28 protein-coding genes and 1 other RNA gene are annotated in these 21,870 nt (G+C 66.3%); 16 read left to right on the top strand and 13 right to left on the bottom strand.

The window, feature by feature from the left end; translation table 11 throughout:
* Positions 1–319 precede the first annotated feature (319 nt).
* The 6 genes from AC0QC4_RS06610 to ffh all read right to left on the bottom strand — a co-directional run bounded on the left by AC0QC4_RS06610 (position 320) and on the right by ffh (position 5,753).
* On the bottom strand, positions 320–2,050 hold the full coding sequence (locus tag AC0QC4_RS06610; protein WP_483658939.1) for a putative 2OG-Fe(II) oxygenase: 1,731 nt from the start codon (positions 2,048–2,050) through the stop codon (positions 320–322).
* 100 nt (positions 2,051–2,150) lie between these two features.
* Positions 2,151–2,522: a 50S ribosomal protein L19 gene (gene rplS / locus AC0QC4_RS06605; protein ID WP_483658938.1), complete on the bottom strand. Its 372-nt coding sequence runs from the start codon at positions 2,520–2,522 to the stop codon at positions 2,151–2,153.
* Positions 2,523–2,534: 12 nt separating this feature from the next.
* Positions 2,535–3,269 (bottom strand): tRNA (guanosine(37)-N1)-methyltransferase TrmD, encoded by a 735-nt coding sequence (trmD, locus tag AC0QC4_RS06600; RefSeq protein ID WP_483658937.1) that lies wholly within the window; start codon positions 3,267–3,269, stop codon positions 2,535–2,537.
* Positions 3,266–3,772, bottom strand: a complete 507-nt coding sequence (gene rimM / locus AC0QC4_RS06595) for a ribosome maturation factor RimM (RefSeq protein ID WP_483658936.1) — start codon at positions 3,770–3,772, stop codon at positions 3,266–3,268. Before rimM ends, trmD begins: the two co-directional genes overlap by 4 nt.
* A gap of 8 nt (positions 3,773–3,780) precedes the next feature.
* Positions 3,781–4,227, bottom strand: a complete 447-nt coding sequence (rpsP, locus tag AC0QC4_RS06590) for a 30S ribosomal protein S16 (protein ID WP_483658935.1) — start codon at positions 4,225–4,227, stop codon at positions 3,781–3,783.
* A gap of 68 nt (positions 4,228–4,295) precedes the next feature.
* The gene (gene ffh, locus AC0QC4_RS06585) at positions 4,296–5,753 is read right to left on the bottom strand and encodes a signal recognition particle protein (RefSeq protein ID WP_483658934.1); all 1,458 of its coding nucleotides are present in this window, start codon (positions 5,751–5,753) and stop codon (positions 4,296–4,298) included.
* Between the two features lie 193 nt (positions 5,754–5,946).
* Here ffh and AC0QC4_RS06580 point away from each other — a divergent pair, with 193 nt between their 5' ends.
* The 5 genes from AC0QC4_RS06580 to AC0QC4_RS06560 all read left to right on the top strand — a co-directional run bounded on the left by AC0QC4_RS06580 (position 5,947) and on the right by AC0QC4_RS06560 (position 11,320).
* Positions 5,947–7,572, top strand: coding sequence for a putative bifunctional diguanylate cyclase/phosphodiesterase (locus AC0QC4_RS06580; protein WP_483658933.1), 1,626 nt, complete (start codon positions 5,947–5,949; stop codon positions 7,570–7,572).
* Positions 7,573–7,643: 71 nt separating this feature from the next.
* Positions 7,644–8,450 carry a diaminopimelate epimerase gene (dapF, locus tag AC0QC4_RS06575; RefSeq protein ID WP_483658932.1) on the top strand — a complete coding sequence of 269 codons (807 nt, stop codon included), beginning with the start codon at positions 7,644–7,646 and terminating at the stop codon, positions 8,448–8,450.
* A complete protein-coding gene (mtaB, locus tag AC0QC4_RS06570) occupies positions 8,447–9,700 on the top strand; it encodes a tRNA (N(6)-L-threonylcarbamoyladenosine(37)-C(2))-methylthiotransferase MtaB (RefSeq protein ID WP_483658931.1) in 1,254 nt (417 codons plus the stop codon). The genes dapF and mtaB overlap by 4 nt, the downstream gene beginning before the upstream one ends.
* On the top strand, positions 9,697–10,638 hold the full coding sequence (gene ftsY, locus AC0QC4_RS06565) for a signal recognition particle-docking protein FtsY (RefSeq protein WP_483658930.1): 942 nt from the start codon (positions 9,697–9,699) through the stop codon (positions 10,636–10,638). The genes mtaB and ftsY overlap by 4 nt, the downstream gene beginning before the upstream one ends.
* A gap of 13 nt (positions 10,639–10,651) precedes the next feature.
* The gene (locus tag AC0QC4_RS06560; RefSeq protein ID WP_483658929.1) at positions 10,652–11,320 is read left to right on the top strand and encodes an inner membrane-spanning protein YciB; all 669 of its coding nucleotides are present in this window, start codon (positions 10,652–10,654) and stop codon (positions 11,318–11,320) included.
* Between the two features lie 84 nt (positions 11,321–11,404).
* On the opposite strand, the gene AC0QC4_RS06555 is transcribed toward AC0QC4_RS06560, so the two are convergent.
* Positions 11,405–12,031, bottom strand: coding sequence for a superoxide dismutase (locus tag AC0QC4_RS06555; protein WP_483658928.1), 627 nt, complete (start codon positions 12,029–12,031; stop codon positions 11,405–11,407).
* 211 nt (positions 12,032–12,242) lie between these two features.
* On the opposite strand from AC0QC4_RS06555, the gene AC0QC4_RS06550 reads away from it, so the two are divergent.
* Entirely contained in the window at positions 12,243–12,806 is a 564-nt protein-coding gene (locus AC0QC4_RS06550) for a urate hydroxylase PuuD (protein WP_483658927.1), read from the top strand.
* A 148-nt stretch (positions 12,807–12,954) separates the two neighbouring features.
* Here AC0QC4_RS06550 and pspF read toward each other — a convergent pair whose 3' ends face one another.
* Positions 12,955–14,001: a phage shock protein operon transcriptional activator gene (gene pspF / locus AC0QC4_RS06545; RefSeq protein ID WP_483658926.1), complete on the bottom strand. Its 1,047-nt coding sequence runs from the start codon at positions 13,999–14,001 to the stop codon at positions 12,955–12,957.
* Positions 14,002–14,307: 306 nt separating this feature from the next.
* Here pspF and AC0QC4_RS06540 point away from each other — a divergent pair, with 306 nt between their 5' ends.
* The 9 genes from AC0QC4_RS06540 to AC0QC4_RS06500 all read left to right on the top strand — a co-directional run bounded on the left by AC0QC4_RS06540 (position 14,308) and on the right by AC0QC4_RS06500 (position 17,799).
* Positions 14,308–14,463 carry a hypothetical protein gene (locus AC0QC4_RS06540; protein WP_483658925.1) on the top strand — a complete coding sequence of 52 codons (156 nt, stop codon included), beginning with the start codon at positions 14,308–14,310 and terminating at the stop codon, positions 14,461–14,463.
* A gap of 164 nt (positions 14,464–14,627) precedes the next feature.
* The gene (gene pspA / locus AC0QC4_RS06535; RefSeq protein ID WP_483659344.1) at positions 14,628–15,299 is read left to right on the top strand and encodes a phage shock protein PspA; all 672 of its coding nucleotides are present in this window, start codon (positions 14,628–14,630) and stop codon (positions 15,297–15,299) included.
* Between the two features lie 4 nt (positions 15,300–15,303).
* Entirely contained in the window at positions 15,304–15,585 is a 282-nt protein-coding gene (gene pspB, locus AC0QC4_RS06530) for an envelope stress response membrane protein PspB (RefSeq protein ID WP_483658924.1), read from the top strand.
* 1 nt (position 15,586) lies between these two features.
* Positions 15,587–15,964: an envelope stress response membrane protein PspC gene (pspC, locus tag AC0QC4_RS06525; RefSeq protein WP_483658923.1), complete on the top strand. Its 378-nt coding sequence runs from the start codon at positions 15,587–15,589 to the stop codon at positions 15,962–15,964.
* 33 nt (positions 15,965–15,997) lie between these two features.
* Entirely contained in the window at positions 15,998–16,294 is a 297-nt protein-coding gene (locus AC0QC4_RS06520; protein WP_483658922.1) for a hypothetical protein, read from the top strand.
* 104 nt (positions 16,295–16,398) lie between these two features.
* Positions 16,399–16,686 carry a hypothetical protein gene (locus AC0QC4_RS06515; protein WP_483659342.1) on the top strand — a complete coding sequence of 96 codons (288 nt, stop codon included), beginning with the start codon at positions 16,399–16,401 and terminating at the stop codon, positions 16,684–16,686.
* Between the two features lie 24 nt (positions 16,687–16,710).
* Positions 16,711–16,971: a hypothetical protein gene (locus tag AC0QC4_RS06510; protein ID WP_483658921.1), complete on the top strand. Its 261-nt coding sequence runs from the start codon at positions 16,711–16,713 to the stop codon at positions 16,969–16,971.
* Positions 16,972–16,996: 25 nt separating this feature from the next.
* Complete coding sequence (locus AC0QC4_RS06505) at positions 16,997–17,251, top strand: hypothetical protein (RefSeq protein WP_483658920.1); 255 nt, start codon at positions 16,997–16,999, stop codon at positions 17,249–17,251.
* A gap of 131 nt (positions 17,252–17,382) precedes the next feature.
* Entirely contained in the window at positions 17,383–17,799 is a 417-nt protein-coding gene (locus AC0QC4_RS06500; protein WP_483658919.1) for a SufE family protein, read from the top strand.
* Positions 17,800–17,826: 27 nt separating this feature from the next.
* Here the strand turns inward: AC0QC4_RS06500 and AC0QC4_RS06495 are convergent, their stop codons facing one another.
* The 4 genes from AC0QC4_RS06495 to rnpB form a co-directional block, all read right to left on the bottom strand.
* Positions 17,827–18,147 carry a thioredoxin domain-containing protein gene (locus tag AC0QC4_RS06495; RefSeq protein WP_483658918.1) on the bottom strand — a complete coding sequence of 107 codons (321 nt, stop codon included), beginning with the start codon at positions 18,145–18,147 and terminating at the stop codon, positions 17,827–17,829.
* Positions 18,144–18,680 (bottom strand): J domain-containing protein, encoded by a 537-nt coding sequence (locus AC0QC4_RS06490; RefSeq protein ID WP_483658917.1) that lies wholly within the window; start codon positions 18,678–18,680, stop codon positions 18,144–18,146. The genes AC0QC4_RS06495 and AC0QC4_RS06490 overlap by 4 nt, the downstream gene beginning before the upstream one ends.
* A gap of 48 nt (positions 18,681–18,728) precedes the next feature.
* Positions 18,729–20,537, bottom strand: a complete 1,809-nt coding sequence (locus AC0QC4_RS06485) for a caspase family protein (protein WP_483658916.1) — start codon at positions 20,535–20,537, stop codon at positions 18,729–18,731.
* A 43-nt stretch (positions 20,538–20,580) separates the two neighbouring features.
* An RNA gene (rnpB, locus tag AC0QC4_RS06480) (RNase P RNA component class A) lies at positions 20,581–20,992 on the bottom strand.
* A 278-nt stretch (positions 20,993–21,270) separates the two neighbouring features.
* Here rnpB and AC0QC4_RS06475 point away from each other — a divergent pair.
* Positions 21,271–21,420, top strand: a complete 150-nt coding sequence (locus AC0QC4_RS06475; RefSeq protein WP_483658915.1) for a hypothetical protein — start codon at positions 21,271–21,273, stop codon at positions 21,418–21,420.
* Positions 21,421–21,491: 71 nt separating this feature from the next.
* Here the strand turns inward: AC0QC4_RS06475 and AC0QC4_RS06470 are convergent, their stop codons facing one another.
* A complete protein-coding gene (locus AC0QC4_RS06470) occupies positions 21,492–21,869 on the bottom strand; it encodes a GFA family protein (protein ID WP_483658914.1) in 378 nt (125 codons plus the stop codon).
* Position 21,870: the final 1 nt, after the last annotated feature.

The following is a 21,870-nucleotide window of genomic DNA, read 5'->3' as shown; positions in this document are numbered from 1 at the left end:
GACAGGAAAAGTCGCACAGCCGTCCCTGTGCGAAACTTTATCTAGGTCGTAAACTCATTAAATGCGCGTTCGAGGCGATGAAATGGCGAAGATATCGGGGTCAGGCGGCCGCCGCGGGTGGTGGTTCCACCTGCAAGGCCGTCTGGAGCCGAGATCGAAGCCATTTCACCGCCCCGCAGGGGTTCGACCCATTTTGTCCAGGGCCGCGTTGGCAAGGCTGGAGATAGAACCACTATCCCTGCGCCTTGCCGCCTTGCCCTGAACAAAATGGCCTCGAACCTCGAACGCGCATTTAATGAGTTTACGACCTAGGCGCGCTTCAACGCGGCAGCGCGTCGAACGCCACGGTCAGGCGGGGCTGGTCGCTGCTGAACGGCACGGTGCCATGCCAGACATAGCTGGGAAACAGCGCCAACACGCCCTCTTCCGGTATTAGCACCCGCTCCGGGGGCAGATCGAGGCCCAGCGTGGCATCGGGCGATCCGAAGGTCAGCGCCCCCTGCGGCAGACCACCCTCCCCGGCGACGCCCACCGCTGGCGGCAGAGCGACATAGAAGGCGCTGCTCAGCCAGCCATCCTGATGGATATGGCTGACGTGAAAGCCGCTGTCCGACAGGCGCACGGACCAGCTGTGCTTGAACAGCATCTGCCCGCTGTTGCGGCGCAGGAACGGATGACTGGCGTCCTTGGGCAGCATGGTCAGCCAGCTCTCGATCTGGCGGTGCAACTGCAGCGCCAACGCAGTAACCAGCCGGTGGCGGCGCAAAAACAGATGGCCGCGCGTTTGCGTCCCATGCCGTAGCGACTGATCGGCCGGGTGCGCCAGGGTGAGGTGCATGCCGTCGAGCGCTGATCTGAGCTCGGCAAGAAAATCGGTCGTCGAGGAAAAGCCTTCAGGAGGCTCGAGCGCCATGGCGACGGTCAAGCGATCATAATCGTTGAGCCAGTTGGCTCGCGGATCGGCGAGCAGGCGCCAGGCGGTTGCGAGATAGGCCCAGCCGGTTTGGGTGTCGGGAGCCAGCTCAGTGGCCCGCTCGGCATGGCGGGCTGCCGCTTCGGGCTCCCGGGCCACCAAGCTCCAGTGCGCCGCTTGGGCTGCAGCACCGGCGTCTCGCCCAGCCAGCGGCGCAAGCAGGGCGAGCGCGGACTGGACATCGCCCGTCAGGCCGAACGCATCGGCACGGTGGACAGCGAAACCAAGGTTCACCGGAAAGCGGTCCAGCGCTGCCTCGCTCCACTCCAGCAGATCCCGCGCCCGGCCCAGACTGCGTGCGGCAGCCAGTGCCGCGCCATACAACGCCTCCCCGGCCGGCTGTGCAGCCAGCGCCGCACGATAAGGCTCCAGCGCCTCGGCTTCGCGGCCAAGCTGCGGCAGCAGCCGCGTCAACGTATCGAGGGCATCGAGCTGCTGCGGTTCACGGGCGAGGACGCGGCGATAGGCCTGCTCGGATTCCTCCCAGCGCCCGAGGTCGCCCAGCAGGTGGCCATGCAGCGCCTCACTCTGCGCCGGCGGGACGTTGGTCGCAAGAATTGCGGCGCTATGCTCCAGAGCCTCTGTCGCCCGATCTTGCATCCGCAGCGCGAGCGCGAGCGCATGACGGGCGCGCAGCGAGGCGGGGTTTCGGGCAAGGACGGTGCGCAACGGGATTTCGGCAGCGTCGCCGTCAGCAAGCTGGAGATGCACATCCGCTAAGGCCAGAGCGGCGGCATCGTCTTCAGGTGACAGTACTGTCACCCGGTCCCACGCCACCCGCGCCGCGGAGAGGTCCCCAGTCGCCACCAGCAGATCGGCGAGCGCAGCCCAATAGCGCGGATTGGCGCCATCGAGGTTCACTGCAGCATTGAGCGATGTACGCGCTTCCGCCAGCAGGCCCCCGCTACGGCACGCAGCGGCGAACAGCGCGTAAACGTCTGCATGCACCAGCCCGCCGGCCAACAGTGGCCGGATGCGGCCGATCGCACCTTCGGCATTGCCGGCCTGCAACAGCCGTTGAGCGGCTTGCAGATCCTTGACCTGCGATGGTGTGAGCGGAGGACGGGGACTGGTCATCCGTCATTTCATGGCCGGTCGTTACGCGAGGCGCAACGGCTTGCTGAATGCAAAAAGGGCCGGAGTTTCCTCCGGCCCTTCTATCGCCATTTGCGAACGCTTACTCGCCGCGGTTCTCGCGACGTTCGGCGATACGGGCGGACTTGCCGCGACGGCCGCGCAGATAATAGAGCTTGGCGCGGCGCACGGCGCCCTTGCGGACGACGGTGATGCTGTCGATATTCGGGCTGTACAGCGGGAACACGCGCTCGACACCCTCGCCGAACGAAATCTTGCGCACGGTGAAGTTGGAGGCGATGCTCTTGTTCGAACGGGCGATGCAGACGCCTTCATAGGCCTGCACGCGGGTCCGATCGCCTTCGATGACCTTCACGCCGACGCGCAGCGTGTCGCCAGGGCGGAAATCGGGAATGGTCTTGCCTTCCATCGCGCGAGCGACTTCTTCGGCCTCGATCTGCTGCAACAGGTTCATTTGCCTGTGTCCTTACTTCTCATGCCGCGCGCCAGAGGCAGGTCGGGCCCGAGCATCGACATGACGCTCCCAAAGGTCCGGCCTGCGTAACCGTGTATCGATTTCCGCCTGGGCTTTGCGCCAAGCGGCAATCTTCGCATGATCCCCCGATCGCAGCACTTCGGGGATCGTGCGCCCTTCCCATGTCACTGGTCGGGTATAGTGCGGATATTCGAGGAGGCCGTTTTCGAACGACTCCTCTTCCCCGCTCAAGGTCGCGCCCATTACGCCGGGAATCAGCCGAATGCAAGCGTCGAGCAGCATCAGCGCGCCCATCTCTCCACCGGACAGGATGATGTCGCCCATGCTGACCTGCTCGATCTCGGGCCGCGCCTCGAACAACCGCTCATCGAACCCCTCGAAGCGGCCGCAAAGGATGGTCACGCCCGAGCCTGACGCGAGTTCGCGGATGTGGGCCTGGGTGATGGGAGCGCCGCGCGGGGTCATGGCGATAATCGGCTGACCGGGGTGCGCGGCAGCAGCATGGTCGACGGCGCGGGCAACGATATCCGCCCGCAACACCATCCCCGCTCCGCCACCCGCCGGGGTATCGTCGACCGTACGATGCTTGTCGGTTGCGAAATCGCGGATGCTGGTCGCGGTGCAGGACCACAGACCATCGGCCAGCGCCCGCCCGGCGATGCTGTGCCCCAGCGGACCAGGGAACATGTCCGGATAGAGGGTGAGGAGGTGGGCGGCGAAGGTCATGAGAGCCAAGCGGGGTCAATGCGAACGCCCGCGTCGCTCCACGCCGGCACGGCGTCGGCATTCATCGGGACCATGAAGCGCTTGCCGGGCTTGCCGTCGCTGCCGGCCGGCCGCTCGATTTCGAGGATGTCGCCGGCGCCGAAATTCTCGACGAGCACCACCGTGCCCAGCGGCTCTCCTTCGGTCGAGACAGCAGGCAGGCCGATCAGGTCGTGATGATAATATTCGCCCTCGCCCAGCGGCGGCAGGGCGCTGCGGGGGACGGTGAGTTCGGTGCCGCGCGCGCGTTCCGCGGCGGTGCGATCGGGGATTTCGGCAAAGCGGGCGATGGCGCCGCCCTTTACCGGCTTGATCGCCTTCAAGGTCAGCGCGCCGCCGTTGAACGCCTTGTAGCGTTTCAGCGCATCCGGCCCGTCGCCGAACAGTTTCAGCCGCACCTCGCCGCCCAGGCCATGCGCGCCGGTGATGGCGGCGAGCACGACCGGGCGGTCGGGGTTGCGCATGACCGGGCTCAGGCTTCGGTCGCGGCTTCGGCTTCGGCAGGTGCCGCTTCTTCAGCCGGAGCAGCATCTTCTGCCGGCGCAGGGGCAGCAGCGGCTTCAGCCGCGGCTTCGGCGGCAGCAGCAGCCTTGGCGGCACGCTCTTCGGCGCGCTCCTTGGCGGCCTTGCCCGGTTCGGCCTTCTGCGGGTTGTTGCGCGGTGCGCGCTCCTTGACGCCGGCGGCGTCGAGGAAGCGGGCGACGCGATCGGTCGGCTGCGCGCCGACCGACACCCAATGCTTGGCGCGCTCGACGTCGAGCTTCACACGCTCGGGATTATCCTTGGCGAGCAGCGGGTTGTAGCTGCCGATACGTTCGATGAAGCGGCCGTCGCGCGGGCTGCGCGCGTCGGCGACAACGATCTTGTAGTAAGGGCGCTGCTTGGAACCGCCGCGCGAAAGGCGAATGCTGACTGCCATGTTGGTCTTCCTTCTAATCAATCATCACGCATATACGTGGTGCGATGTGGTTAAGTTGTTGATTTGGTTTATTTCTTCTTGAGCAGATTCTGCAGATCGGGCGGCAGGCCCTGCATTCCGCCGGGGCCGCCACCGCCGAGGCCGGGGAGACCGGCCGCGCCGCCACCCATCAGCCCGCCCAGGCCACCGCCGCGACCGAACATCGCGCCGAGCCCTTTCATGCCGCCCATCTTCTTCAGGCGCTTCATCGCGCCTTCCATTTCCTGGTGCATCTTGAGCAGGCGATTGACATCCTGCACCTGCATGCCCGAGCCCTTGGCAATGCGGATCTTGCGCTTGGCGTTGATGATCGCCGGGCGCGCGCGCTCCTGCGCGGTCATCGACGAGATGATGGCGTCCATGCGGATCAGCACACGATCGTCCATGCCGCTCTGGTTCATCGCCGCCTGCGCCTTCTTGAGGCCCGGGATCATGCCGGCGATGGCGCCGAGGCCGCCCATGCGGCGCATCTGGCCAAGCTGGGCGCGCAGATCGTCGAGATCGAACTGGCCCTTGGCGACGCGCGCCGCCATGCGTTCGGCCTCATCCTGCTGGATGGTCTCCGCCGCACGCTCGACGAGGCTGACGACATCGCCCATGCCGAGGATGCGCTGGGCGACACGGCTCGGATGGAAGGGCTCGATGGCGTCCATCTTTTCGCCGGTACCGGCGAACTTGATCGGCTTGCCGGTGACCGCGCGCATCGACAGCGCCGCACCGCCGCGCGCATCGCCGTCCATGCGGGTGAGAACGACGCCGGACAGTGCAATATCGTCGGAGAAGCGCTGCGCGACCTGCACTGCGTCCTGACCGGTCAGCGCATCGACGACGAGCAGGGTTTCGGCCGGCCGCGCTTCCGCCTCGACGGCGCGCATCTCGTCCATCAGCTGCTGGTCGACATGCAGGCGACCGGCGGTATCGAGCATCAGCACGTCGAAGCCCTGCAGCTTCGCGGCCTGGATGGCGCGACGGGCAATCTCGACCGGCTGCTGGCCGGCGACGATGGGCAGGGTCGCCACGTCGATCTGGGTACCGAGCGTCGCCAGCTGTTCCTGCGCGGCCGGACGGTTGACGTCGAGCGAGGCCATCAGGACCTTCTTGCGGTCCTTGTCCTTCAGCCGCTTGGCGAGCTTGGCGGTCGTCGTCGTCTTACCCGAACCCTGCAGGCCGACCATCATGATCACGGCCGGCGGCACCACGTCGAGCAGCAGGTCGCTGGTGGTCGAGCCCAGCATTTCGGTCAGCGCGTCGGAGACGATCTTGACGACCTGCTGGCCGGGGGTGATCGACTTCAGCACATTCTGGCCGATGGCGAGTTCGGTCACCTGATCGATGAAGCTGCGCACCACCGGCAGCGCGACGTCGGCCTCGAGCAAGGCCACGCGCACCTCGCGCATCGCTTCGCGCACATCCGATTCGGTGAGCGCGCCGCGCCCGCGCAGGCGAGAGAAAACGTCGCCGAGACGGTCGCTGAGACTGTCGAACATGCCCTTTTCCCTCACCAAATTGCGCCTTGCGGCAGGATAACGCGAAAAACGCCGGTGGGCGAAAACTCGCCGACCAGCGTGGATGAGCCGGGTTGATGCGCCGGCCTGATGGCGTGGCCCATAGCGGGACGCGGCGGCGCACGCAAGCCGGGCCGCGTTAACCCCGATTACATAGCTCGGATGCTACGCAACCGTGACGATCAATGATTGCAAGGTGCTGGGCGCGGCTGTGGCAGCGGAATTACCCCGGATAGAAGCGGCCAAGCGCGAGGCCACGGTGCGTGCCGGACAGGATTTCCTGATCGGCGGCATCACGCTGGCCGCGATCCTGCTGCTGGTCGGCACCGGGACGAGCTGGCTGCGTTCGATCATCGGCATCACCGCGGTGGTGGCAGAATCGCAATGGGCGATCACCTCCACCCTGCTGCTCAACATCGCGCTGATCCTGTTCGGCTGGCGTCGGTTCCGCGACCTGCGTGCCGAGGTCGAGCGGCGCGCGCTGGCAGAGGCGCATGCGCTGCAACTGGCGCATTATGATGCGCTGACCGGCCTGCTCAACCGGCGCGGGCTGACCAGGATGGCCGAGGAACGCATTGCCGAATGGCAGGCGCAAGGCCGCCATGTCGCGGCGCTGGTGATCGACATCGACGCCTTCAAGACCACCAACGATCTGCACGGCCACAGCGGCGGGGACCGGCTGCTGACCGAAACCGCCGAACGGCTGAGCCGGGACGTGCCCGCTGGTGCGCTGATCGCGCGGCTGGGCGGAGACGAATTCGCGCTGCTGCTGCCGGTGCATGACGACAAGGACGGCTGGCTCGATGCCTATGCCGAGCGGCTGACTGGCCATCTGTCCCACCCGCTCGAGATCAACGGCACGAATGCCGCGACCAGTGCCTCGATCGGCTGTGCGGTGGCGGGCGGGGAGAGCATCGCGCTCGAAACGCTGCTGCGGCAGGCAGATGTCGCCATGTACCGCGCCAAGCAGCTCGGGCGATGCCGCTATTGCCGGTTCGACGATGCGATGGGCGCGACGCTGGATCGCACCGATTGCGTGGAGCAGGCGCTGCGCGCAGCAATCGCCGCGGGCGAACCCTATCCGGTCTATGAACCGCTGATCGATCTCGCGAGCGGCGAGCCGATCGGATACGAGATGCTGGCGCGCTGGACCTCGGCCGACCTCGGCGTGGTCGGGCCGGCCGAGTTCATCCCGGTGGCCGAGGATTGCGGGCTGATCGGCCCATTGTCCGAAATGCTGTTCCGCCGTGCGCTGAGCGAAGCCCGCGAATGGCCCGCACATCTCAGCCTCTCGCTCAACGTGTCGCCGTTGCAGTTGCGCGACCCGTGGTTTGCGCAAAAGCTGCTGAAGCTGCTGGCGGAGACCGGCTTCCCCGGACGTCGACTGGTGATCGAGGTCACCGAGACCGCGATCATCGACAATGTGCCGCTGGCCAAGGCGGTGTTCGAATCGCTGCGCAACCAGGGCATCCGCGTGGCGCTCGACGATTTCGGCACCGGCTATTCGTCCATCGCCTCGTTGCGCGCGCTGCCGTTCGACAGCGTCAAGATCGACCGCGAATTCGTGGCGCGCATGGCCGAGGGCGAAAATGGCCAGTCGGTCGCCGAAGCAGTGCTGCAACTCGGCCGGTCGCTGGGGCTGCCGGTGGTCGCCGAGGGCATCGAATCCTTCGCCGCCGCCGAGCGGCTGGGCGATCTCGACTGTGCCGTCGGCCAGGGCCATGTGTTCGGCCATTCGCTGTCGAGCAAGGATGTGCTCGCCATCCATCGTGGTGGCAAGACGAAGAGGCGGGCGGGGTAAGTGCCTCCTCCCCTTGCGGGGAGGAACCGGTGACATGGACACGCCCCCTGCCCCGCCCTAAATGCGCGGGCATGAGCGGTTCCTTCATCAAGATGCATGGGCTGGGCAATGATTTCGTCGTCATCGACGCACGCCTGGTGCCTGTCGCCATGACGACGGCGCGGGCGCGGGCGATTGCCGACCGGCGCGAAGGGATCGGCTGCGACCAGCTCATCGTCATCGCGCCCTCAACCGTCGCCGACGTGCAGATGCGGATCTGGAATGCCGATGGCGGCGAGGTGGAATCGTGCGGCAATGCCACGCGATGTGTCGGCACGCTGCTGGGCGGGCAGGCCAGCATCGAGACGGTCGGCGGGCTGCTGAGCACGGCGACGAGCGGCGGTCTGGTTTCGGTCGATTTTCCCGCACCCCGTTTCGACTGGGACGCGATCCCGCTGGCCTATCCGATGGACACCGCCGACATGCCGGTGGCGTGGGAAGAGCTGGTGGCGCCGATGGCAGTCAACGTCGGCAATCCGCATGTCATCTTCTTCACGCCTGATTGCGATGCGGTCGAGCTGGAGCGGCTGGGCCCGCTCATCGAGCATGACCCGCTGTTTCCCGAGCGGGTCAACGTCAATGTCGCGACCATCACCGGCGATACCACGCTGCGCCTCAGAGTGTGGGAGCGGGGCGTCGGCCTGACCCGCGCCTGCGGCACCGGCGCCATGGCGAGCGCGGTGGCGGCACTGCGCGCCCGCCTGATCGAAGGACCGGTGACGGTATCGCTGCCCGGCGGCGACCTGCTGGTCGATTGGCAGGACGGCGGGCTGGTGACCATGCATGGCCCCGCCACGGAAGTATATCGCGGGACCGCCGACTGGAGCCGGTTCGGGTGAGCGGCGCGCCTGCTGCCATCGTCGAGAGCTTTGGATGCCGCCTCAATATCGCCGAGAGCGAGGCGATCCGCGCCGCGCTGGCGCAGAGCGACGATCCGCGGCGGCTGGTGGTGATCAACGGCTGCGCGGTGACCGGCAATGCGATGCGCGAGGCGCGCGGCGCGGTGCGGCGGGCGCGGCGGGCGCATCCGCACGCGCGCATCGTCGCCACCGGCTGCGCGGCGCAGGTCGATCCGGACGGGTTTGCGGCGATGCCCGAGGTCGACCTGGTGCTGGGCAATGCCGAGAAGCTGGCGGCCGCCTCCTATGCGCGCAACGAGCGGGTGGTGGTGGGTGACATCATGGCGCTGACGCGGACGGCGCCGCAGATGGTGCCGGCTTTCGGTGCCCACGCACGCGGGTTTCTGGAGGTGCAGAATGGCTGCGACCATCGCTGCACCTTCTGCGTCATCCCCTATGGGCGGGGGCCGTCACGCTCGGTGCCGGTCGCAGCGGCGGTCGAGGCGGCGCAGCGGCTGGTGGCTGGCGGCCATCGCGAGCTGGTGCTGACCGGGGTCGATTTGACCAGCTATGGCCATGACCTGCCCGGCGCGCCGGTGCTGGCGGACCTGCTGGCGGCGCTGCTGACGCGCGTCGCCGGGCTGGAGCGGGTGCGACTGGGCAGCCTCGACGTCGCCGAGATCGACGGGGCGCTGTTCGAGCTGCTGACCGGCGAGGCGCGGATGATGCCGCATGTGCACCTCAGCCTGCAGCATGGCGACGATCTGATGCTCAAGCGGATGAAGCGGCGGCACAGTCGGGCACAGGCGGTGGCGATGGTCGGACGGCTGAAGGCGGCGCGGGACATCGCCATCGGCGCCGATCTGATCGCCGGCTTCCCGACTGAGGACGATGCAGCGGCGGCGGCCAACGCCAGGCTGATCGGCGAGTGCGACATCGTCTTTGCCCATGTTTTTCCCTACAGCCCGCGCGAAGGCACGCCGGCGGCGCGGATGCCGCAGCTGGCGCGCGATCTGGTCAAGGCGCGGGCGGCGGCGCTGCGCGCGGCGGGAGCAGCGCATCGCGCGCGCTGGCTGGCGGCGCAGGTCGGCATGGTGCAGCCGATGCTGGTCGAGCGCGACGGCGTCTCCGGGCATGCCGACAGCTTCGCGCGGGTGCGGCTGACCGCGCCACTGCCTGCGGGCAAGGTCTTGGCCGTGCGCATCGTCAGGGTGGACGGCGACGCGCTGATCGGCGAAGGGGCGGCATGAGCGACAGCGAACAAGACGACCGCAGCTGGGCCGACCGCGTGTTCGGCGGGTTCCGCCGCACCTCCGAACGGCTGGGCCAGAATCTGGGCGGGCTGTTTTCCGGCGGCCGGCTGGACGACGACACGCTCGACCGCATCGAGGAGGCGCTGATCGTCTCCGACCTGGGGCCGAAGATGGCGGCACGCATCCGCGCGCGGCTGGCCGAGGGGCGCATCGACGGACCGGCGAGCGAGGACAGCGTGCGCGCCGCCATTGCCGACGAGATCGAGGCGGTGCTGCGGCCGGTGGCGAAGCCGCTGGAGATCGTCGCCTTCCCGCGACCGCAGGTGATCCTGGTGGTTGGAGTCAACGGATCGGGCAAGACCACCACCATCGCCAAGCTGGCACATTATTTCACCGAACAGGATTATGGCGTGATGCTGGCGGCGGGCGATACCTTCCGCGCGGCGGCCATCGGCCAGCTCAAGATCTGGGCGGACCGCATCGGCGTGCCGATCGTCACCGGGCCGGAAGGCGGGGATGCCGCCGGTCTGGTCTATGATGCGGTCAAGCGGGCAACCGCCGAGGGCATCGACGTGCTGATCGTCGACACCGCCGGGCGGCTGCACAACAAGCGCGAGCTGATGGACGAGCTGGCCAAGATCCGCCGGGTGCTGGGGCGACTCAACCCCGCCGCGCCGCATGACGTGGTGCTGGTGCTCGATGCGACGACGGGGCAGAATGCGCTGTCTCAGATCGAGACCTTCGGCGAGCTTTCCGGCATCACCGGGCTCGTCATGACCAAGCTCGACGGCACCGCGCGCGGGGGCGTGCTGGTCGCCGCCGCGGACCGCTTCGGCCTGCCGGTGCATGCCATCGGCGTCGGGGAAAAGATGGACGATCTGCGCCCGTTCGATGCGCGGCAGATCGCCAATGCGATTGCGGGAAGGCTGTCTTGAGGACCATATCGGCATGAGCGAGGAACTGCCACAGGACGCGTCCGAACTGGCCGGCGTCAAGGAAAAGAGCGCGCCGAAACACCCGGCATGGCTGCCCTTCGCGATTGATTTCGGCCCGCTGCTGGTGTTTTTTGCCACATTCTATCTGACAAGGAGCGACGCGGCATTTGGCGACACCGCTGGCGCAATAAAGGGCACGGCCGCCTTCATGATTGCAAGCCTTATCGCGATTGCAGTTTCACAGTGGAAACTCAAAAGAGTTTCACCAATACTGTGGATATCGACTATCCTTATCATTGGCTTTGGGGCCATCACAATAATTTTTGGTGATGAACGCTATATCGTTATGAAACCAACAGTCACTTATGGAGGATTGGGGGCGATTTTAGTTGTTGCTTGGTTGATGAACAAGCCGCTCCTCAAATATGTACTTGAGGCAGCTTATGACGGGCTAAGTGAGGACGGATGGCTAAAAATTTCGCGGAACTGGGGATTTTTCTTCTTGGCGATGGCCTTGGCAAATCACATCATGTATGAATTGTTCAAAGCGGGCTCTTTGACGTTTGGGACGTGGCTTTCCATAAAGTCTTGGGCATTTATCCCGCTCTCGATCATTTTTGCAATGACGCAAGTACCGCTGATGATGCGGCACGGGCTGACGCTGGGGGATGACGCCAAATAACCCGTCATTGCGAGCGCAGCGAAGCAATCCAGTGCGGCTGTGCCCAACTCCGGATTGCTTCGCTGCGCTCGCAATGACGAAATTTTACCCCTGCTGGTCGGCGCGGCTGACGCCTTCGCCGTCGAGGTTCTTTGCCACGAATTCCCAGTTGATGCCCTTGGCGAGCAGCGCGTCGAGATAGGCGGGGCGGGCGTTGCGATAGTCGATGTAATAGGCATGTTCCCACACATCGACGGTCAGGAGCGGCTGCATCCCGTCATGCACCACCGGCGTGTCGGCGTCGTGCAGCGAGGTGATTTCGAGCTTGCCGCCGTTGAGGATCAGCCATGCCCAGCCGCTGGCGAAATGGCCGACGGCTTCCTTCTTGAGTGCCGCCACCAGCGTTTCGGTCGAGCCGAAGCTCTCCTCGATCAGCGCGAGCAGTTTGCCGCTGGGCGCCTGTGCGTCGGGGGAGAGGCACTGCCAGTAAAAGCTGTGGTTCCAGATCTGCGCGCTGTTGTTGAACAGGCCGGGATTGCCGCGCTCCTTGGCGGCGGCGATCACGCGGGTCAGCGACGCGCCTTCGAGATCGACGGTGGTGCCGACCAGTTCGTTGGTCTTGTCGACATAGGCCTTGTGGTGCTTGCCATGATGGAAATCGAAGGTTTCGGCGGAAAGCAGGTCGCCGAACGCGGTCTTGGCATAGGGCAGATCGGGAAGGGTGAAGGCCATCGGGGGGAGCTCCTGTCATGGGCACGGCAGCGGCGCTGCCCGCCGGCTCAAGCCGGCAGCGGACATATGGTTCCATTGAACGATTTTTCCATCGGACTCCGACCGCGCTTTGCAGAAACTTGCTGCCATCCCGCGCCGATGCCATAACGGATGCGAAGCAATCGGGCCGACCCAACCGTGGGCGGCTGTCAAACACTCAGGGGGTATCGCAATGACAAAATTTTTCGGAAACCTGCATGCCGTGCTGGCCGTCGGGCTGGTATTGGCCATCGCGCTGATCTTCGGCGTCGGCGGCAATGGCGATGCCGAACAGCAGCTTATTCGCTGGCTCCACACCTTCTTCGGCATCCTGTGGATCGGCCTGCTCTATTATTTCAACTTCGTGCAAATCCCGACCATGCCGAGCGTCCCGGCCGAGCTGAAGCCGGGCGTTTCCAAATATATCGCGCCCAAGGCTCTCTTCTTCTTCCGCTGGGGCGCCGCGCTGACCGTGCTGTTCGGCCTGATCATCGCTTTCCGCGCCGGTTATCTGGTCGAAGCGCTGACGCTGACCGAAAGCTATCGCCTGATCGGCATCGGCATGTGGCTGGCGCTGATCATGGCCTTCAACGTCTGGTTCGTGATCTGGCCCGCGCAGCAGAAAGCGCTGGGCATGGTCCAGGCCGATGACGCGACCAAGGCCGCGGCGGCGACGCGGGCGATGATCTTCAGCCGCACCAACACGCTGCTGTCGATCCCAATGCTCTATGCAATGATCGCCTTCAACGGCGGGTGAGGCCATTCCCCTCTCCCGCCTGCGGGAGAGGGACCGGTCGCGCAGCGACCAGGGAGAGGGCGTGTCAACGCAAGCATCGGCTGCAGTACACGCCCTCACCCTCGCCGCCTTCGGCGGCTCTCCCTCTCCCGCAGGCGGGAGAGGGGATTCAAGCACTGATCCCGTGCTTCTTCATGCAATGTCTGAGCTGGTCATAGGTCAGCCCCAGCGCCGCGGCGGTCGCGCGCTGGTTGAATTTGGCGCGGGTGAAGGCGGCTTCCACCAGCCGCTTTTCATAGGCGTCGACCGCCGCCTTGAGATCGGTGACCAGGTCGCAGGGTTCGTCCTCCGCAGCCGGACGCGGCGCGGGCGGCGCGCCGGCGACCGGACGGTCGCTGCGATCGCCATCCTGCCGCACCCAGCCCTGCCCTGGCTCGGGCATCCACGGGCTGTCGAACGGGTCGAAATGGATGGTGTCCACCGGCTTGTCATTGTGCGGCCAGCGATAGACGGCGCGTTCGACGACGTTGCGCAATTCGCGCACATTGCCAGGCCAGCGGTGCGCCTCGAGCAGCGCGCGGGCACGGTTGCCCCAGCCCGGCCAGCTCCGCCAGCCAAGCTCGGCGGCCATGCGCTGACCGAAATGCTCGGCCAGCACCATGATGTCGCCTTCGCGCACGCGCAGCGGCGGCAGCGTGATCACCTCGAACGACAGCCGGTCGAGCAGGTCGGCGCGGAACCGCCCGCTTGTCACCATGGCGGGCAGATGTTCGTTGGTCGCCGCGACGATGCGGCAATCGACGCGCACCGGCTTGGACGCGCCGATGCGGGTGACCTCGCCATATTCGACAGCGCGCAGCAGCCGCTCCTGCGCCGCCATGGACAGGGTCGCCAGTTCGTCGAGGAACAGCGTGCCGCCGTCGGCTTCCTCGAACCGGCCGGGCCGCGCCTTGGTCGCGCCGGTGAAGGCGCCGGCCTCATGCCCGAACAGCTCGGCCTCGATCAGCGTTTCCGGCAGCGCGGCACAGTTCATCGTCACCAGCGGGCCGGACCAGCGGTTGCTGTGGCGGTGGAGACGTTCGGCGATCAGTTCCTTGCCGGTGCCGCGTTCCCCGATGACCAGCACCGGGCGATTGAGCGTTGCGGCTTCGAGCGCGCGCTCGACGCTGTCGAGAAAGGCGCTGGACTGGCCGACGAAGCGGGTTTCGCGTTCCATTGCGCTAGACTCTCAACATGTCATTCCCGCGAAAGCGGGAATCCAGGGGCGGGATAGCGCTGCCCTATGCCGCCCCTGGATTCCCGCTTTCGCGGGAATGACAAGATTGGCAAATCGGGACCAAAGCGCGTTTGGTTCAATCGCCCAACTTATGGTGGGAAATCCCACCAACTGGCAAGGGGATTTTCACCACCCTCAGGCGGGACCGCCCGGCGAGGTCTTGCAAATCGGCCATTTTTCAAAACTGGCACGCCCTCTGCATAGTATCGGGCATGGACGCTTTCACCATCTCGAACGAGGACCGCAATGACCCGCTCCACCCGCTCTGCAGCGACGAACCTGCTGTTCGCCAGTCTGATGCTGGTGCCGCTGATCATCGCGAACGCACCCTCGTTCCGGTCGGACCTTCCTGCCCCGGTTTTGACGACAGTCAGCGCCGGGGTCTCCGCCGGACTGGCATGACCCGCCAGTCCGACTGCGGTGCCGGGGCGCTTCCCCCCCTTGCCCTGCCCCGGCACCGCCTTTCTTTCCCCCGGCCGATCGCGGCCGACCTCATTCCGTACCGGCTCGACGGGGCCACTTCGTACGGCTTTACCTCCAGCGCGCGCACCAAGGAGTTTTCACTGATGGGCATTTTTTCACGAACCCGCGACATCATTGCCGCCAACATGACCGACTTGCTCGACAAGTCGGAAGACCCGGCAAAGATGATCCGCATGATCATCTTCGAGATGGAAGAGACGCTGGTCGAGGTTCGCGCCTCCGCCGCCCGCACCATCGCCGATCAGAAGGAAATGCGCCGTCACATCGCCAAGCTGGAAGGCCTGCAGGCAAGCTGGATGGAAAAGGCCGAGCTGGCGCTGTCCAAGGACCGCGAGGACCTGGCCAAGGCCGCGCTGGTCGAGAAGCAGAAGGCCGGCGACATGGCTGAGCGCCTGAAGGCCGAGATCGAGGTGCTGAACGACGCGCTGACCGGCTATGAAGGCGATATCGTCAAGCTGCAGACCAAGCTGCGCGAAGCGCGCAGCCGGCAGTCGAACATCAACACCCGCCTGGAAAGCGCCGAGAACAAGTTCCGCCTGCGCGAACTGACCCATGGCGAACGCACCGCCGACGCCTTCAGCCGCTTCGAGGAGCTGGAACGCCGCGTCGACTTTGCCGAAGGCCGCGCCGACGCGGTGGCCATCGGCACCAACCAGCGCACGCTGGAGGATGAATTCGCCGACCTGCGCGCTTCGGACTCGGTCGACGCAGAGCTTGCCGCGATGAAGGCGCGGCTGACCGGACGGGAGGGCTGAGACGATGGACGAGGTAATCATCCCGATCATGGTCGTCGGCATGCTGTTCATCGGCCTGCCCTGGCTGATCCTACACTATGTCACCAAGTGGAAGGCCGGCACCAGCCTGCCGGTGGAGGACGAACGGCTGCTCGATGAGCTGTACGACCTCGCGCGCCGCCTTGAAGACCGCGTCCACACCGTCGAGCGCATCGTCGCTGCCGACAATCCCGATTTCCGCCCCGCCGTCCGCGACGAACGCGAAGACGAGCGTCGTCTGAGCTACCGTCCGGAGAGGAGCAACTGATATGACCACCCCCAGCCGCACCAAATTCTACCGCGACAAGCAGGACGGCAAATGGGCAGGCGTCTGCTCGGGTCTGGCCGACTATACCGGGGTCGAGGCGCTGTGGATCCGCATCGGTTTCATCGTCCTCACCATCGCTTTCGGCTGGCCGCTGCTTGCCTACATCGCCATCGCGATGCTGGCGCCGGTCAAGCCCATCAACCTCTATCGCACACCGGAAGAGCAGAAATTCTGGCAGGGCGTCCGCGCCAACCCCGCCCGGGGCAGCCGCGATGTCCGCGCCTCCTTCCGTGAGCTCGACCGCCGCCTCGCCGACATCGAGCTCTACTACACCAGCCGCAACACCCGCCTCGCCGACGAGATCGACGCGCTGCGCTGACGCGCTGCGGGGCAAACAGGGGAGACACGCACCATGGACAGCAAGGTTTTCATTCTCGCCATCATCGCCATGAGCATGGCCGGCTGGTGGGTCACCACCTGGATCCGCGCCAAGCATGGCTATCCGGTAGAGAATGAATGGGGCGGCATGACCGGTCGCCTCGCCGACCTCGAAGACCCCGAGGCCGCCCGCCAGATCGCGCTGCTCACCAACGAGAATGCCGATCTCAAGGGCAAGCTGCTGCGGATCGAGGAGCGGGTCGCCGTGCTCGAGCGGATCGCCACCGACAGCAGCACCCGCCTGGCAGCGGAAATCGAAAGCCTGCGCTGAGCGCAGTCGGGGGACATGCGGCTGCCAAGGCGCTGCCCGAACAGTGGAGAACAAGGATGGAGGGGGGATTTTCCGAAGTGGTCGAAGGCCTGATGCGGCTCGCCATGCCGATCACGCTGATCACCGCACTCGGTATCGGCGGATGGGTGATCACCACCTGGATGCGCATCAAGAACGGCTATCCGCTGTCGGGCACCTGGGGCCAGTCGCTCTACCCGCAGTCGAACGACGAGACCACCGAACGGGTCAAGCTGCTGAGCCAGGAAAATGCGCAGCTGCGGGCCGAGCTGGGCTCGGTCAAGGACCGGCTGGCCAATGTCGAGCGTATCGTCACCGATGGCGGGCACCGGCTTGCCGACGAAATCGAAAATCTGCGCCGCATCCCCAACTGAGCGGCACGAGACGGAGTAGAAGCGATGAGCCCACTGTTGATCCCGATCTTCGGCATGATGATCCCGATCGCCGCCTTTTGCCTGGTCGCCTTCAAGAGCTGGATCAAGCTCAAGGAGCGCCAGCTCGAGGTAACCGGCAACCTGACCGCCGAGAAGACCGCGCAATATGCCGCCCATACCGAACGGCTCGAGCAGCGGGTGCGCGTGCTCGAACGCATCGTCACCGATCGCGGGCTGGCGCTGACCGAGGAAATCGAGTCGCTGCGCCTGCCGCGCGACAACTAAACCGTCCCCCGAAGGGAGAAATGCCATGACCGAACTGTCCATTTCCCTGATGTCCGCCGCGCTGATGATGGGCGCTCTCACCATCGTCGCGCTGGCGGCCCTGCGTGGCTGGAGCCAGTGGATCGCGCTGCGCCGCCACGAGCTCGACCAGCGCTACGCCCCGGTCAGCAGCCCGTCCGCGGACGGTGCGATGGGCATGGCTGCCAGCCGCATCGACATCGCCGACCTGCGCGAACGCATCCGCAAGCTGGAAGCCATCGCGGCGGGTGTGGATCTGTAGGATCGAGAGTGACAGTCACCCCGGCCTTGAGCCGGGGTCGCTATAGATCTTGTGCCATGCTGCCAGCGGCCCCGGATCGAGCCCCGGGGCGACGTGGATTTTGCGAGGCGGCGCGGCTATAGCCCCGCCGCATGACAACGCCCTCCCCCACCCTTTCCGACATCGCCGAAGACTATGGCTTCCTGGAAGCCGATGACCGCTACCGGCTGCTGATCGATCTCGGCAAGGCGCTGGAGCCGATGCCCGATGCGCTGAAGACCGACGCGACGCTGGTGCGGGGCTGTTCCGCCTCGGTCTGGCTCTACCCGACGCGCCGCGACGATGGCACCCTGCATTTCCTGGCGGACAGCAATGCCGCGATCACAAAGGGGATCGTCGCGCTGGTGCTGGCGGCGGTGCAGGACCGGCCGGCGGCCGAGGTGCTGGCGACCGACATTCCCGCCGCGCTCGCGCCGTTCGACCTGTCGCGCCAGCTTTCCTCCAACCGCACGCAGGGCATCCCCAACATGATCGCGCTGATCCGCGAAAGCGCGGCGCGCTACGCTTGAGTTTTCGCTCTTTTCCGGACCCCGGAGTCAGGAGATGCGCAGATCGGCAAGGATGGGGTCGACAGCCGCCCCTTCCGGCACCAGCAGCCAGCGGTCCGGCTGCGATCCGTCGATCAGCGTGACCGCGCCGCGCGGGCAGACGCCGAGGCAGCCGACCTCGACCACGCCGAAGCTGGCCTTGCGCCCCTTCTTGCCTTTGCTCGCCTTGCGCAGCGCCTTGGCGAGCGACTGCCTGCCCTTCGGCCCGAAGCCGCCGCCTAGCTTTTTCGAGCATTTGCGGCAGACGATCGCGGCGCCTTGCCAGTTGCTGGGGATGGTGCGGAAGCGCGGTTCGGTGCGGACGGTCAACGCGGCTTCCAGCTGCGCCGTTCCTCGGCTGCGCGCAGCACCTCGAATGCGGTCTGGCCGGCGTGGAAGCGCTTGGCGGCGTCTGCATCGCCCGGCTTGACGTCGGGGTGGGTTTCCTTGGCGAGCGCGCGCCACGCCTTGCGGACATCGTCGAACGCGCAGTCGGGCGGCAGATCGAACACGTCGAGCGCGCGCATTTCGTCCGCCGAGCGGCCTTCGTCGCCGCGATCGGCCCAAGCCTGGTGCCGGCTGGTGGTATAGCCCGCCGCCTGCGCCCGCTCGGCGCGCTCGCGCTCGGCCGCATCCTCGGCCGACAGCCCTTCGAAATAATCCCAGCCGCGATTATATTCGGCGGCATGGTCCTGACAGAACATCCAGCGTTCCGGGCTGTTGGGAGACTTGGGCGCCGGGCAGGTACCGGGATTGGTGCAGCCATGCCGGTCGCACAGCTTGACCTGCACCGCTTCCCGGCTGGCGCCATAGCTGCCCCAGCGGGGGAATCCCCAGTTGTCGGATCGGGTGCTACGGGCCATCGTCCGCATGTAGCGATGCATGGCGGCGCTTGCCACCCGCATCAGCCCTCAGGGCGCAAGAATATCCGCAATCAGCGTGGCCCGGTCGCCCAATTCCGGCTGGGCGCGAGCGAGCCGCGCCCAATAGGTGGCGGCGGGACGGTCGACCGCGATGCCGGTGCCATCGGCCAGCGCCCGGGCATAGATGGCCCGCGCACCCGCATAGCCGGCGAGCGCCGCAGCCTCGCAATCGGCGAGGGCGGAGTCGACATGGCGCTCGGTCGCTGCCGCCTCGCACAGCCAGTTGTTGCCCTCGACATTGCCCGCGGCGGCCATCGCCCGCAGCCGTGCCAGCATCGTCTCGCGCAGATCGGAGTAGAGCGTCAGCGCGAACATCGCCGCGCCGTGGCCAGCAGCAGCGGCCTCCTCATAAAGGCGCCGCGCCTCGGCATGATCGGGCGGGCCGAACTGGCCGCTGGCGATGCGCTGGGCGAGATGGGTCTTGGCCTTGGCATAGCCGGCGGCGGCGGCGGCGCGATAGAGCTGCTCGGCACGGGCGCGCATCGCGGGCGTGGGGGTCTCCGCCAAGCTGCCATTCGACATCGCCACTTCGCCGCGTGTCGGGCGATATTCGAGCAGGAAATAGCCGAGCTCGAGCTGCCCCGGCGCATATCCGGCCGCGGCTGACCGCTCCAGCCATTGCAGCGCAACGCGCCCGTCGCGGGTGACGCCGACGCCGAAGGCATACATGTAACCGACCAGATGCTGCGCCGCCGGGTCTCCGCTTTCCGCCCGCTGCACCAGCTCCAGCGCGTCATGATCGGCAAGCAGTTCGGAAATGAGCTGCGGTTCGTCCTCCACCGCCAGCCGCGCCATCGGCGGCAGCACCAACTGGCGTGAGAGCCCGCGTGTCTGCCCTGCACCGCCCTCTTCGCCGCGCTGGCGCTGGCCGGAGGCGATCCGCAGCCGGTCGAGCGCGACGGTCGCGGCGTCGCGATTGTCGATGCTGCGCACCGCGCCGGCCCGCGTCCGCATTGGCGAATCGACCGGCGGCACCAGGAAGACGCTGTCGAGCAGATTGACCTGCTGCTGCGGCCATTGCGGGCCGTTCTCCAGCCCGCGGGTGTTCGTCACCACATCGCGGGTGACGTTGCGGAACAGCTGCGCGAGTTCGATGCCGGGCACCGCAATATGCCTGACCAGCGCCGCCGCGAACGGGCTGACCTCCGACCCTGGCGGCGCCTGGTCGAGCGCCGGGCGACCTCGCGCGGTGGAATAGAAGACCGCGCCCTGATCGAGGCTGAGCGCACTGACCGGCAGCGTCGGCAATTCGCTGCGCGCGCTTTCGTCGAGTCGTACCACCGGCTCCGCCGTCCGGCACGCGTCGACGAAGAAGATGCCGACCGCATCGGCGGGTACGGCGGTAATCGCCAGCGCTTCCAGGCTGACGAAGCTGCGTTCGATAGTCTCGATCCGGGTCGAGGCCGGCGCATCCACCGGCACCATGTAGTTGCGCCCGGCAAATTCGAAGCCGTGCCCGGCGAAATAGACGATGACCATGCGCGCTCCCGCCGCGCTGCGGGCGAAATCGTCCATGCTCTGCTGCAGGGTGGCGGCGTCGGCGTTGCGGATGACACGGGTGGAAATGCCGATGGCGGTCAGAGAGCGGCAGATCTGTTCGGCATCCCGACCGGCATTGCGCAACTGCGGCCAGCGCGGATTGCGATAGCTGTCGTTGCCGATGACCAGCGCGACGCGGGCGCCGGACGGCGCGGCGACCCCGCATGGCGGCGCATCCTGCGCCTGCGCCGGGGCGGCTGCCAGCCAGCAGGCGATTGCCGCCAGTGGACTGAACACAGTGCTAAAAATGTGGCGCATGCCGATCCCCCCAGCCGCGCTCATGCTAGCGCGGGGCAGGAAAAATGCCAGAGGGCCTGTAAGCCGGGTTCTGTCCACCGCATTGCTGCGGATGGGCGACCATTCCTCTAGGCCTGCCGTTGCCGACAGGCTCAAGCAACCAACCCGGACGACTGGGCGACAACCACGCCCTGGGCCCGAAGGCCCGCGCCATCCCTATTCGGTCTTGCTCCCGGTGGGGTTTGCCATGCCGCTCTGGTTACCCATCGCGCGGTGCGCTCTTGCCGCACCCTTTCACCCTTGCCTGACCGCGTATCCGTGAAACGGACAACGGCCATAGGCGGTCTGCTCTCTGTGGCACTGTCCCTTGCCCTGTTTGCACAAGGCCGCCGGGTGTTACCCGGCACCGTGGTTATGTGGAGCCCGGACTTTCCTCGCGTCGAGCAAGCTCGACCCGCGGCCGCCCGGCCCCCTGGCACGGCATCGCGTGTAGGGGAGCGCCGCAACAAACACAATCGCCCTCCCCTCACCGGCTGTCCGGGCCGCGCGACCGCCCGCAGAGCATGATAATTCGAGATCGCAACATCTTGTCATTTGCGCGAAAGCGGGAATGACAAATGACCCTTTTCAGCACTAGGCCGTGCCACTCCGGAAATCTGATGCTGTAACCTGTGCGCGCCCCACACCGTATCCCGGTGGCGAGAGGCCGTGACCGGTCCTTGCCTTCGGCACGTGCCCTTTGCGGAGAATGATCATGAAGAAGTTTGCGATTTTGGGTGCCGCCCTGCTCGGTTCGAGCTCGGCGGCCTATGCGGCCGCGCCGGACAGCGTGGCGAGCTTTGCCATGTCGTGCTGCGACCTGGTGCTGGCCTGCTGCAATGTCGGGCTGAGCTGCTGCCCCTGAGGACAGCGCGGCGGCGATGCCGAAACAGGGTGTCCGGTCGATGGCCGGGCACCCTTGTTCGTTTAGGCCCGCTATTCCTGCGGCACCCCGTCATCGATGTCGTAATAATCGCCCTTGTCGGCGGTGAAGATGTGCAGATGCAGGTGCGTGCCCGTCGGCGCGTCGAACGCGCCCATGGCGATGGCGATGCTGCCCCGCGCCGGCGGATCCCAGAACAGGAAGGATCCACACACCGAGCAGAAACCGCGCCGTACCTTGGGCGATGACTGATACCAGGTCAGCCGGTCTTCCCCGGTGATGGTCACCCGCTCACGCGGAATGTCGGTCGAGGCCCAGACATGGCCGGACTGCTTGCGGCACTGCGCGCAATGGCAGGCATCGGGCGGATTGAGCTCCCCCGCCACCGTGAAAGCGACAGCGCCGCACAGGCAGCTTCCCGTGTGGTCCATC

This window comes from Sphingomonas sp. jy18 (genome assembly GCF_056931895.1).
The sequence above is the reverse complement of the archived record's forward strand: the minus strand, read 5'-3'. Positions and strand labels throughout refer to the sequence as shown.